The following is a 12277-nucleotide window of genomic DNA, read 5'->3' on the forward strand; positions in this document are numbered from 1 at the left end:
GCGGCACCGGGGCGGCATCCGGGCGGCATCCGGGCGAAAGGGGAGGAAGCAGGGAGGAACGGGGCGACGGACGGTGCGCCGGGGGTGGGGCGGGCGAAAAGCTGTCACCCGAACGGCGTAGCATCAGGCGGACGCCGGGCCCGCGCGCGGCCCGAGCGCCGGGCGGGACCGGTCGTTCGCCTGCCATCGGACCGCGCCACTGGACCGCGCCGACCGGTTCGCAGGGCCGTTCCCGCACCGACCAACAAGGAACGCTTCATGCGCATCGACCGACGGATACCCCGGGCGGGTGTCCGGTGATCGACTGGTTCCACGGGGCCGTCCTCGGCCTGATCCAGGGGCTCACCGAGTTCCTCCCGATCTCCTCCAGCGCCCACCTCCGGGTCTTCCCCGCCCTGTTCGGCTGGCAGGACCCGGGAGCGGCGTTCACCGCGGTGACGCAGCTCGGCACCGAGACCGCCGTGCTGATCTACTTCCGCCGCGACATCGCCGCGATCATCAAGACCTGGACGCTCTCGCTCTTCCGGCCCGCGCTGCGCTCGCACCAGGACGCGCGGATGGGCTGGTTCGTGATCATGGGCACGCTGCCGATCGGCATCCTGGGCAAGCTGTTCCAGGACACCATCGAACAGGACCTGCGCGATCTGCGGATCATCGGCAGCACGCTGATCCTGTTCGGCGTGGTGCTCGCGATCGCCGACCGCACCCGGGCGGTCCGGCACGCCAAGCCGATCTCCGAGCTGACCCTGCCGCACGCTGCGACGTACGGCATGGCCCAGGCACTCGCCCTGATCCCGGGCGTCTCCCGCTCCGGCGGCACGATCAGCGCCGGCCTGCTGCTCGGCTACAGCCGCGAGGCGGCGGCCCGGTACTCGTTCCTGCTGGCGATCCCGGCGGTGCTGGCCTCCGGCCTGCTGGAACTGTTCAAGATCGGCGAGGGCCCGGCACCGGCCTGGGGGCCGACCATCCTGGCCACCGGGATCGCCTTCGTGGTCGGATACGCGGCGATCGCCTGGTTCCTGAAGTACATCTCGAACAACAGCTTCATGCCGTTCGTGGTCTACCGGATCGCGCTCGGCATCCTGATCATCGTCCTGGTGTCCGTGGGCACCCTGGCGCCGGACGCCGGCGTGGTCGCGAAGTAGAACCGCGTTCCATTCCACTCACCCGGTCCCCGGGAACGACTGAGCGGGCCGGTCCACCCTCGTGGTGGACCGGCCCGCTCAGTCGTTCCGCTGCGGCGCCCTAGCGGCTTCGCTCGCGGGCGGAGGTGAGTCGGCCGCGCACGGCGGCGTGGACCTCGGCCTCCTCGGCCGGGTCGGCGGCGAGGCGGCGCAGGCGCTCCAGCACGCGGGCGTCGCCGGTGGTGGCGACATGCCTCGCGGCGAGCTCCCGGGTGGACTCCTCGCAGTCCCAGAGGCACTCGACGGCCGGCCCCTCCGGGAAGTGCACGTCGGTCGCGGCGAGCGCCCGGGCCGCGCGGCCGCGCAGCTCCGAGGAGACGGCCTCGCCGTAGATGTGGCGCAGGACCGGGACGGCCTCGGTGGCGGTCAGCCGCCCCGCGCCGTCGACCAGCGTCCCGAGCCCGGCGTCGGCGCCGGACACCCCGTGCAGCAGGACCCAGCGGCGCAGCCCGCCCACCACCAGCGGGGCGTCGGTGGGCTCGCCCGCGTCGGCCAGCAGCCGGACGGCGGCCTCGCCGAGGGCGCTGTCGGCGCCCCCGGTGGCCGGATCGGCCCAGCGGCGGGCGTGGGCCAGCGCCTCCGGGCCGCGCATCCGCCCGAGCAGCTCCAGGGCGAACCGGACCAGCCGGTCGTCGACCTCCGCCGCGGCGGCCTCGATCAGCCCGGCCGCGGCCGGGTCCTGCCGGTCGACGAGGTGGCGCAGGGCCGCCCGGCGGGCACCGGGCAGACCGGTGCGGGCCGCCTCCAGGACGGCGGGCCGGTCCTCCGGCCGGACCACGGCGGCCAGGCAGCGGGCGGCGGCGGCGGCGCGGCGGTCCACCGCGTCCGGACCGGGTCCGCCGTCGTGCGAGGCCCCGGGACGGACCGGGCCGCCGGCGAAGGCCGCGGCACCGAGGCCGCCGAGCTCGCCCTGGTCGGCCCAGGCCAGCACATCGGCGGTGGACCAGCCCGGGGTCACGCCGCTGCGGTTCAGCTGGCGCTGCCACACGTCGAAGGGGGCCTGCTCGCTGGCGGCCGCGACCCTCGGGTGGTAGGCGGCCCAGAGCCGCCAGGGCCTGGGCTCGTACGCGCTCCGTACGGTCTCGCGCAGCTCGGCGTCGCCCTCGGGGCCCGGGGCGAAGCGGTCCAGTACGGCCGTCCCGAGCAGCAGCAGGCCGCGGTCGTCGTCGCGCAGCGCGAGCTCGTCCAGCGCCCAGGCCCAGTTGGTGCCGGTAGCGGCGTACTCGCGGAGCATGAGCAGCGCGTCCCGCCGGCCGTACGCGGCGAGGTGGCCCAGGACGGAGAGCGCGAGGCCGGTGCGGGCCTCGTCCTCGTCGAGGAGGTCCTCCGGGGAGTGGAGGTGGTCCTCGATCCCGTCGAGCGGCGCCTCCAGTTCCATGTAGAGGCGCGCGTAGTAGAGGGAACGGTTCTCGACCTGCCAGTCGGCTCGCGGGTCCCTGGTGACGCACTCCTCCAGTGCGGCAATGGCCTCGGTGCGGTCGGCGGCCAGCGCATGGAGCTGCCCGTCACCGCGACCTCGCTGCAGGAGGCCGAGGAGGCTGGCACTGGGTGCTATCACTGGCTCGAACATGAGGTCAGCATCCGTTGCGGCGGTCGTAGTGGCAACGGGATTTCCGTCGCCGGGGTCTCTGGTGGGTACTGCGGTGGGCGCCCGGGCGCCGGAATCACCGAAGGTTACCGCCTCGGGCAGCCCGTCGCACACAGGGCGACCGGCCCTTTGTGCGCACTGGCATATGCCGGGGGAACTTTGACGGCGATCTGTCCAAATCGCCCACAAGGGTGAGACCGCTGTGCGACAGTCGATGCCACCACGCACCGGCCGCTCTCCACGAACGGACCACTGGACTCACCATGCAAAAGTCGCCCGCGTCCGGCCCACCACCCGTCGCGCCCCCGAACGAGGGCGCGACGGACGGCGAGGGGCCGGTGGGCGAAAGAGTGGACAGCGCCATCCGTACCTCGACCGGCGCGGCCGTGATCGGCTCCGCCGAGTGGGACCTCCTCACCGACGACGTCCGCTGGTCCGCCGAGGCCTACCGGCTGCTCGGCTGCGACCCCGGACACGGACCGCTCAGCCTGGACCGGCTGCCCGACCGCCTGAGCGAGGCGGACCGGCCGCAGCTGCGCCGGATGATGACCGACGCGCTGGTGCACGGCCGGTACGCCTTCGGCACCCTCCAGGTCCGGCGGCCCGACGGCGGGCACGGCATGATCGAGTGCACCGGCGAGCCCGTGCTGGGCACCGACGGCACCGTCACCGCACTGCGCATGCTGCTGCGCCCCGCGAACCCCTCCTGACCCACCGGCCCGCACGGCCCCGGCCGAGCCACTCCCGATCCGGTCCGCCCGATCCGGTCCGCCCGTTCCGGGCCCGGGTCAGGCGCGCGCGGGCCGCTTCTTCGCGTCCGCCGCCCGCAGCTCCCGCCCCAGCTGCTCCCGCAGCTCGTCCACCACCGGCACCCCCCGGTAGCGCGCGGTCAACCGGTACATCTCCCGCAGCCGGTCCCAGGTGCGGTGCGAGGAGTTCTGGCCGATCAGGTTCAGCACCAGCTTGCACTGGGTGTCCGCAGCGTCGGGCTCCCCGGTGAGCCAGTGCACCGAGGCCAGCGTGATCCGGTCGAACAGCGCCGACCGCAGCTGCCCCGTCCCCTCCCGCAGCCGGATCACCCGCTCGGCGTGCCGGCGGGCCTGTTCGGCGGCCGCCCGGTCGTGCTCGGCGAGCGTGCGCAGCACCAGCGCCTGCATCCCGCGCAGCTCCGCCTCGTCGAAGACCTGCATCCAGGACGGCGGCGGACCGTCCGGGTCCTCGGCGAAGAGCTCCTCCGCCTCGCCCAGCAGCCGCCAGGTCGCCTGCGACTGCCCGATCGAGGCGTGCGCCCAGGCCTCGACGGTGTTCAGCATGGCGCGCGTTCTCGGCAACATCCGGCCGCCGCTCGCCTTGGCCGCCGCCATCAGGCCGATCGCCTCGTCCGCCCGCCCGAGGTGCACCATCTGACGCGCCGCCCGGGAGATCGCCTCCCCGGCCCGGGGCCGGTCGCCGGCCTCCCGGGCCGAGTCCGCCGCCAGCATGAAGTACTTCTGCGCGGTCGGCTCCAGGCCCACGTCGTGCGACATCCAGCCCGCCAGCACCGCCAGGTTGGCCGCGACCAGCCACAACCGCTGGGTCACGGCCGGACTGTGCCGGTGCGTCAGCAGGCCGCCCACCTCGTTGAGCTGGCCCACCACCGCCTTGCGCTGCAGACCGCCGCCGCGGGCCGCGTCCCAGGCCCGGAACACGTGCACCGAGCGCTCCAGCGCCTCCACCTCGTCGAGCCCGACCGGGCCCGGGTCGTACAGGTCCACCACCGGTCGGGCGCCGCCCTGGGTGAGCACCGGGCGCGGTCCGGGCGCCGACGCCGCGTACGCGACCTCGGCCCCTCCCAGCCAGCCCTTCAGCGAGTCGGCGACGACCGCCCCCGCCGTGAGCGCGGCACCCGCGCCCACCAATCCACGTCGGTTCAGCATGAGGTCCATTCCCGTGAACTCGGTGAGGACCGCGGCCGTTCGATCCGGCTCCCATGGTGACGAGGTGGCGGACTGCGCCGCTCCGGTCCTGGTGGGCCGGTGTCGTTCCAGACCGAGGTCCTCAGTGGTGACGACACGGCCGAGCCGCTCCGTGAACACGGCTGCCAGTACCCTCGGCACCGGATCGCGCGGGATCTCCCCCTGCTCGATCCACCGCCGCACCCGCGAGGTGTCGGTGGACAGCTGCTGCTGCCCCATCGCGGCACCGCGCCTGTTGACCAGCCGTGCGAGCTCGCCCTTCGACCATCCGGTCAGGACGAACAGATCGGCGAGTCGGGTGTTGGGTCCCCTGCTCACGTGAAGCCCCCAGGTTCCTCGGCTGGTTCGAGGCTAGAGGCTCCGTCATGTGCCGGGCGAGCATTCGCCAGGCTTCGCCAGGGTCCGCCACATTACCAACCACCGGCATCCGGGTGTGATGTAGAGGTGCGCCACCTCGACCCCCGGGTCGGGCGGTGTCCCAGGCCGGTACGGGGTTCCCCCGCACGGGTCGCGGGGCACTCCCGGTCCTCACCCGAGGGGGTGGCGCGGGAGCGCCGGGCACGGCCACGGCAGTACCGGCCGACCGCATTCCCCAGGGTGCGGACGGCCGGTCCACCGCCGCAGCACGGGGCTCCGGCCCCGGCGTCCGTGCCCGGCGCCCGCGCACCACCCGACCGACCAGGGCCGCCGTCACGCCAGGAAGCACGCGGCACCGGCCCTCCCCGCAACCCCCTGCGGGGCCGCACCCGCAGACGGACAGGAAGGGACCACCCTCACCCCATGTACTCCTCAGCGACCTCCCCGACGCCGACCACGACCCGCACCGCGCTGCGCCCCCCCACCGCAGCCGTCGGCCGTCCCGGCCCGAAGCAGGTCCCGCCGCCGTCCCGGCCCGCCGCCCCGCGCGCCGCCGACGGCCGGTCCGGGGACACGCGGGGCCAGGCCGCCCGGACCGCGCTGGGACTGCGCCCGGCCGAGACCGCCGGCCCCCGTGTGCCCGGCGCCCGGATCCCCGCCGTCCGCCCCGGCGACGGCCGGCTGCTGCGCCCGCCGACCCGGCCGGGCCAGCCCATGACGCAGGAGCGGATCGACCCCTCCGCGCTCCAGACCCCGGCCGTCCGGGCCGCCCTCGCCGGGGTCGCGCGGATATGCCCCGCCTTCACCCCCCGCCAGGTGCTGCGCGAGGGGAGCCGCCACATCCTGGTGGCGGGCACCATCGGCCGGGCGCCGGTGGTGGCCAAGTGCCTCGCCCCGCAGGCCGTGCGGAGCGAGTACTTCGAACAGCTGGTCGCCGACTTCCACCACGAGGTCGCGGTCTACCGGGCCTTCGTGCGGCACCGTCCGCCGGTGCGGCTGCCCCGGCTGGTGGCGGCCGACCACGACCGCTGCGTGCTGGTCATGGAGCGCGTCCCCGGGCGGCCGGCCGCCCGGGAGCGCCACCCGGTCAACGCCCCGACGCCCGGCGAGGTGCGCGCGCTGCTCACCGCCGTCCGGACGCTCAACCTGTGGCGCCCGCCGACCGACGTCTTCCAGCCCCGGCTGGACTACCAGTTGGAGATCGCCCGCTACCACTCGGTGGGCCAGCTCACCGACCGGGACGCCGGCGACCTGCGCGGTCTGCTGCACGGGCTCGGCCACGGTCCGCTCCAGCTCTGCCACGGCGACGCGCTGCTCAGCAACATGCTGCTGGCGCCGTCCGGGCCGGTGCTGGTCGACTGGGAGCAGGCCGGCTGGTACCTGCCCGGCTACGACCTCGCGGTGCTCTGGAGCGTCCTCTCCGGCGACACCGCGGCCCGTCGGCAGATCAGCCAACTCGCCCAGAGCGGCGGCACGATGGCCCGGGACGCGTTCCTGGTGAACCTGGTGCTGGTGCTGATGCGGGAGATCCGCCTGTACGACGTGCCGGGCGCCGGCGAGGAGCAGCGGATCATGATCCGCCGGCTCTACGACGACGCCGCGCTGGCCCGCCGGGCCGTCCGGGCCGCCGTCGGGACCAGGTGAGGCCCGTCCGGCCCGGCACCGGGCGGCACCCCTCCGGACGGGGCCGTCCCGGAGACCCGGCAGGACCGCCGGTCAGTGCCGCACGCCGCGCTCCAGGGCGGCCCGACCGGCGGCCTCCAGGACGGCCTCGTCCGGGGCCAGATGGACCCGGCTGCTGAGCACGTCCCGCAGGTACCGCTCCAGCGGGTGACGCCGGCTCAGCCCCGGGTTCCCGGTGAGCGAGACGGCCTGCTGGACGGCGGCCGTCGCCGCCCGGGTGGCCAACAGGTGCGCCGGCCCCGTCCGGGCCACCGCTTCCGGCTCGGCCCGGTCCACCCGCGCGGCCAGACCGTGGACGAGTTCCTCGGCACCGATCAGTTGGGCCTCGATCTCGCCCAGCGCGCTGCGGTAGCGGGGCAGGCTGCCGAGCGGCTCGGTCAGATTGGCCGGAGTTCGCTGGTGCAGGAAGCGCACCAGCCAGTCCTGGGCCGAGCGGGCCACCCCGACGGCCACCGCCGAGAGCGCCAGATCGTGCCAGGCCCGGGCCAGTTCGGCCGCCGGGACGGCAGCGGCGGAAGCGGCCGCTCCCTTTCCGGCGCCGCTTCCGGGCGGGTTCAGACCGAGGGCCAGTTCGGCCGGTACCCGTACCTCGTCGAGGACCACGTCGTGGCTGGCGCTGGCCCGCAGGCCGAGCTGGTCCCAGGTCGGATCGACCTCCAGGCCCTCGCTCTCGCCGCGCACCAGGAAGGTGCCGGTCCGGGGCACCGGTTCGTCGGTCCGGGCGGTCACCGCCATCCAGGCGAGCGCCTCGGCGCCGGTGCAGTACGTCTTGCGGCCCGTCAGCAGCCAGGCCTCGCCGTCCCATCGCGCCACCGTGGCCGGCGGCTCGCCCTCACGGCTCCCGGGCTCCGCCCGTAGGGTGTTGACCAGGGCCGGACCGCGCCGGGACTCGGTGAGCAGCCGCCGGTAACCGGCCGTCGGCCAGCCCGCCGTCCGGGCCTGCTCGGCGTGCTGGAGCAGGGTGAACGCGGTGACCACGGCCACCGAGGCGTCCCCGCGCCCGAGTTGGACCAGGACCTGAACGGTGTCGGCGAGGGTACGGGAAGGTCGCGTCGCGGTCGTGCTCCTCGGCCCGGGCGGCCAGCAGGTCGACGACCCGGGGCAGCCCCGCGAGGGCGGCCTCGACGGGGGAGGGCGCGGGGCCGGGGGACGGGACGGCGGGTGACTGGTCGGCAGCGACGGTACTCATGGGGCTGGGGCCTCCGGGGCGGCAGCGTGGGCTCGGGGTCCGCACCCGCCGGCGGGGCTCGGGCCCGGTGCCGACGGTCGGCACGGCCACGCCTCCGCTGTCGTCGGGGGCTCGGCCGTTCCACTGTCGGCGCCGGCACCCCCGTCGGCTGGTGCGGGGAATGGCGGGCGGCACGCCGGGACGGGCGCGCGGTACCTGGTGGCGGCCCGGGACTCCGGCTCGATGCCCACCCCGGGACCCGGGGTCCGGCACAAGGGCCACCCCCGGATCGGCGCCGGCCCCTCGGCCGGCCGTCCGCCGCCTCGGGGACGAATCCCCCTCAGTGACCCGGACACGCCGCGCTGGCGGTGCGCCGCAGGTCGAGGTAGCTGCGACGGGTCAGCAGCGGGAGAGGGCACGGCATGTTCGCGACTTTACGAAGCCGTGATCGAAGCCGTCAAGCAGCGCCCGAGGCACGGACGCGGGTGAAGCGGCCCAGGTCGGGGCGGAAATCGCGACGGAGACCTCGCCGGACGCCTCACCGGACTCCTCGACCGGCGACTCCGCGGACGTCGCGATCAACATCTCGGTGAACATCTGGGTGAACATCGGGGTCCGCAGCACGCCCGTACCCACGGCGGGCGCCTCTGCGGATGTCCCGACGGACGGTCCGGCGGATGTCCCGACGGACGACCCGGCGGACGTTCGGCGGGCGGCGGAACGGGAACCGGAACGCCGCCCTCCGGGCCATCGGCCCGCCTTGTTCAGCCCTGCTGGAACATGTCCGCGGGCAGCGGCTTGAGCAACTGGTAGAGATCGTCCGAAATCGGCCGGTCCCAGGAGGCGATGGTGACCTGCACCCCGTCACTCCGGCCGAACTGGGCACAGAAGACCCGGCCCTCGCTGACCTTGACCTTCTTCACGATCAGCAGGTCGTCCCCGAGCATGACGGGGAAGTCCTCCGCCGAGACGAAGTCGACCGGTTCCTCGTTCTCCAGGGCCGCGAGCAGCTGGCGCACCTCGAAGGGCACGCTGTCGCCGGTCTCGCGGGCCGGCGAGCCCTCGGGGAGGTTGCCGATGAACATCGCCGGGCCTCTGCCGCCGAACAGGTCGTAGCGCAGGAAAATCCCCTGGCAGGCGCCGTCCGGGCCGGTCATCATGGCTGCACCGAAGTCGCCGGGCCAGTCGCCCGGGTCCATGGCGAGCACGTCGAAGTCCGGGCCGGTGGGCTGACCGGAGCGACGGCGGAGAAAAGACATGGGAACATCGTACGTGCCCGCCACACCGCGCTCGCGGGGTGGGTGGGGCGCCGGACGGAGATCCACGCTCAGAGACCAATGTTGACTCTGAGCAACCGTCCGGGCTACGTTCGGTTCAGCACGGCAGCCGTTCTGGGTTTCACCCTCCGGGGGGACGGCCTGTCGCAACGCGGCCCTACACGCGTTTCCCTCACTGTGCACACCGTCGTGCCGAGCACCCAGCTCCGCCGTCGCGCCGCACAGCACACAAGCCAACAGTTCCATGTTTCACAAGCAAGGTCTGCGGGGCCCCGGCCCGTCGCTCCCGCAGACCTGCTCGGGACGCCGCCGCGTGGGGGCGTGCGGGTCCCGAGCACGGTGCCGCCCCTGAGTCGCTCTCGGGGAACGGCGCCATCCTCCCGGCGACTGCCGGCCCCTTGTGGGCCGGGACCGGCCGACGCACCCCCGGTGCGCAGAGGGATGACTGGGAGGAGGCTCGGCAGCGCTGCCGGGTCGCACAGCAGGCGCCGTGTCTGGCCGCGTGGGGGCGGTGGGCACGGCGTCTGCCTGTGCTCATACTCTGAGCTGCGTTTGTCCAGCAGTCAACAGAAATTATGACGGGGCACGTTCAAATGTGATCGGAATGATGACCGCCGGAGACCTTCGGGGGCGTACGACCGCTCCCTGGACACCCCTGAGGGGTATCCGGGTGCCGACCCGACGGCCCGGACCGGCACCCGGCGAGGGCCGCGACCCCCGGATCCGGTCAGGTGAGGTCGAACTCGCCGTCCCGCGCGCCGAGCACGAAGGCCCGCCACTCCCCCGGCGTGAACACCAGGATCGGGCCGTCCTCCTGACGACCGTCCCGCATGCCGATGTACCCGTCCACGAAGGCGATCTGGACGTCCCCGACACCCTGGCTGCTGAAGAGCCAGGTCGCCCCGGTGAAGTCCACCTTCGGCTTCCCGCTCGCGGCGAGCTCCACCACCTCGGTCGCCTCCACCCCGGTCCCGCTGTTGGCTGCCACTGCTGCTCTCTCCTCCCGACGGCCTGAACACGCCCAGCCTAGTCACCGCAACGGCCCCGGTCAGCGGGATCACCAGGTCTCCACCGGCCGGAGGAGTACGGACCGTCGACGGCGGGCGGGCCCCGATCCGCACGCCCCGGCGCACCCCCGGGGGCGCGTGTCCCGCGCGGGCGCGCGGCGGGCGAACTGCCAGAGTGTGGGGAGCCCCCCTCCGAACGCCCCGAGGAGCAACCGATGAGCCGCCGGGACGGCACCCGCGCCGATGTCATCCCCATCTCCGAGGCCGCCTCGGCGCACCCGCCGGCGCCCCGCACCCCGCCCGCCACCACCCCGCTGCCCCGGCCCACCCCCGGCCGTCCGCCCGTGCACGGCCGGGTCGGGGTCGTCCTGGTCTCGCACAGCCAGGAACTCGCCAACGCCGTCCGCGCCCTGGCGCTCTCGCTGACCGCCGCCCCCGCACCCGCCCCGGTGGCCGGCACCGGCGGGGACCTCGTCGCCGGACCCGGCATCAGCGCGGTGCTCGTCGCCGCCGCCACCCGCCGGGTCGACCAGGGGCACGGCGTGGTCGTCCTGGCCGACCTCGGCGGCGCGGTGACCACCGTCCGGGCGCTGCTCGCCGAGGCCGACGAGCACGGTCTGCCGTTCCCGGTGCGGTTCGCCAACGCCCCGTTCGTCGAGGGCGCGGTGGCCGCGGTGGCCACCGCCACGGCCGGCGGCGACCTGGCGGCGGTGCTGGACGCCGCCGAGGAGGCGTACCGCCAGCCCAAGGGCTGACCGGGCCCGGGGCGCCGACGGGGGCGGGGCCACCGACGACCACCGACGGCCTTCCGTGGCCGCTTCCTGCCTCCTCCGGCCGTTCTCGGCGTTCCGGCACACGGCGGGTGACCGCGCGGCTACCATCGGCGCGGGGCCGGCCGAGCGGGCCGGGCCGTCGCGAGGGGGGAACCTCAGCCATGCGTGTGGTCGTCACCGGCGGAGCCGGATTCATCGGGGCCAACCTGGTCCGGGCCCTGCTGGCCCGGCCCGAGGTGGACCAGGTCCGGGTCGTGGACGACCTCTCCACCGGGCAGAAGGCCAATCTGGTCGGTACCGGGGCGGTGCTCCACGAGGGCACCGTTCTCGACCCGGCGCTGCTGGACGAGGCCTTCGCCGGTGCCGACGCGGTGGTCCACCTCGCCGCGCTGCCCTCCGTGCCGCGCTCGGTGGCCGATCCGCTGGCCAGTCACCACGCCAACGCCACCGGCACCCTGGAGGTCCTGGAGGCCGCCCGCCGCGCCGGGGGCCTCTACGTGGCGGCCGCGTCCTCCTCCTCGGTCTACGGCGCCAACCGGGAGCTGCCCAAGCGGGAGACCATGCGCACCGCGCCGATGAGCCCGTACGCGGTCAGCAAGCTCGCCACCGAGGCCTATCTGGCGGCCTACCACCACTGCTACGGGCTGGGCGTGCTGCCGCTGCGGTTCTTCAACGTGTTCGGCCCGCTGCAGCCCGCCGGGCACGCCTACGCGGCGGTCGTCCCGGCCTTCCTGGACGCCGCCCTCGCCGGGCGGCCGCTGACCGTGCACGGGGACGGCGGGCAGAGCCGGGACTTCACCTTCGTCGGCACCGTCACCCAGGTGATCACCGACGCGGTGCTGCGCCGGGTCGTGAGCGCGGACCCGGTGAACCTCGCCTTCGGCACCCGCACCTCGCTGCTGGAACTGGTCGGCGAGCTGGAGTCGGTGCTCGGCCACGCCGTCGAGGTCGCCCACACCGAGCCCCGGCCGGGCGACGTCCGGGACTCGCAGGCCGACAACGCGCGGCTGCGCGAGCTGTTCCCCGACGTCCGCCCGGTCCCGCTGCGCGAGGGCCTGGAGCGGACGGCGGCCTGGTTCCGCACCCTCTAGGGGGTCGGGGGGCAGGGACACACGGGCTCAGGGGCGCTGCGCGCCGTCCCACTGGAAGGCCGTCTCGGCCGGGCCGGACACCGCCCGGTCGATCCAGCCGAGTTCGCGCTCGCCCATCGGCGGCAGCGCGTCCAGCGGGTACCAGCCGACCGCGAGCGTCTCGTCCTCGTCCGCCCGGATCTCCCCGCCCACCG

At 74.8% G+C, this 12277-nt stretch carries 11 protein-coding genes; 5 read left to right on the plus strand and 6 right to left on the minus strand.

Annotated elements, in window-relative coordinates; translation table 11 throughout:
- Positions 1 to 299: 299 nt before the first annotated feature.
- Complete coding sequence (locus VR45_RS28565; RefSeq protein ID WP_045942745.1) at positions 300 to 1145, plus strand: undecaprenyl-diphosphate phosphatase; 846 nt, start codon at positions 300 to 302, stop codon at positions 1143 to 1145.
- A 100-nt stretch (positions 1146 to 1245) separates the two neighbouring features.
- On the opposite strand, the gene VR45_RS28570 is transcribed toward VR45_RS28565, so the two are convergent.
- On the minus strand, positions 1246 to 2754 hold the full coding sequence (locus VR45_RS28570; protein WP_045942741.1) for a hypothetical protein: 1509 nt from the start codon (positions 2752 to 2754) through the stop codon (positions 1246 to 1248).
- A 368-nt stretch (positions 2755 to 3122) separates the two neighbouring features.
- Here VR45_RS28570 and VR45_RS28575 point away from each other — a divergent pair, with 368 nt between their 5' ends.
- Positions 3123 to 3482, plus strand: a complete 360-nt coding sequence (locus tag VR45_RS28575; RefSeq protein WP_030396875.1) for a PAS domain-containing protein — start codon at positions 3123 to 3125, stop codon at positions 3480 to 3482.
- Positions 3483 to 3560: 78 nt separating this feature from the next.
- Here VR45_RS28575 and VR45_RS28580 read toward each other — a convergent pair whose 3' ends face one another.
- A complete protein-coding gene (locus VR45_RS28580) occupies positions 3561 to 5045 on the minus strand; it encodes a hypothetical protein (protein WP_045942742.1) in 1485 nt (494 codons plus the stop codon).
- Positions 5046 to 5507: 462 nt separating this feature from the next.
- Between VR45_RS28580 and VR45_RS28585 the strand changes: the two genes are divergently transcribed.
- On the plus strand, positions 5508 to 6728 hold the full coding sequence (locus VR45_RS28585; RefSeq protein ID WP_234326264.1) for an aminoglycoside phosphotransferase family protein: 1221 nt from the start codon (positions 5508 to 5510) through the stop codon (positions 6726 to 6728).
- 72 nt (positions 6729 to 6800) lie between these two features.
- Here the strand turns inward: VR45_RS28585 and VR45_RS28590 are convergent, their stop codons facing one another.
- The 4 genes from VR45_RS28590 to VR45_RS28605 all read right to left on the minus strand — a co-directional run bounded on the left by VR45_RS28590 (position 6801) and on the right by VR45_RS28605 (position 10176).
- Positions 6801 to 7751, minus strand: a complete 951-nt coding sequence (locus VR45_RS28590; protein ID WP_052709447.1) for an acyl-CoA dehydrogenase family protein — start codon at positions 7749 to 7751, stop codon at positions 6801 to 6803.
- Positions 7752 to 8334: 583 nt separating this feature from the next.
- Complete coding sequence (locus tag VR45_RS49140) at positions 8335 to 8571, minus strand: hypothetical protein (RefSeq protein WP_234326267.1); 237 nt, start codon at positions 8569 to 8571, stop codon at positions 8335 to 8337.
- A 128-nt stretch (positions 8572 to 8699) separates the two neighbouring features.
- On the minus strand, positions 8700 to 9194 hold the full coding sequence (locus VR45_RS28600) for a hypothetical protein (protein WP_030396879.1): 495 nt from the start codon (positions 9192 to 9194) through the stop codon (positions 8700 to 8702).
- A gap of 745 nt (positions 9195 to 9939) precedes the next feature.
- The gene (locus tag VR45_RS28605; RefSeq protein WP_037781797.1) at positions 9940 to 10176 is read right to left on the minus strand and encodes a DUF397 domain-containing protein; all 237 of its coding nucleotides are present in this window, start codon (positions 10174 to 10176) and stop codon (positions 9940 to 9942) included.
- Between the two features lie 258 nt (positions 10177 to 10434).
- Between VR45_RS28605 and VR45_RS28610 the strand changes: the two genes are divergently transcribed.
- Together VR45_RS28610 and VR45_RS28615 are read left to right on the plus strand one after the other, a co-directional pair.
- A complete protein-coding gene (locus tag VR45_RS28610) occupies positions 10435 to 10974 on the plus strand; it encodes a hypothetical protein (RefSeq protein WP_078896911.1) in 540 nt (179 codons plus the stop codon).
- A 179-nt stretch (positions 10975 to 11153) separates the two neighbouring features.
- Positions 11154 to 12083 (plus strand): NAD-dependent epimerase/dehydratase family protein, encoded by a 930-nt coding sequence (locus VR45_RS28615; protein WP_045942744.1) that lies wholly within the window; start codon positions 11154 to 11156, stop codon positions 12081 to 12083.
- Positions 12084 to 12277: the final 194 nt, after the last annotated feature.

It is taken from the genome of Streptomyces sp. NRRL S-495, assembly GCF_000966955.1.
Lineage (GTDB): Bacteria > Actinomycetota > Actinomycetes > Streptomycetales > Streptomycetaceae > Kitasatospora > Kitasatospora purpeofusca.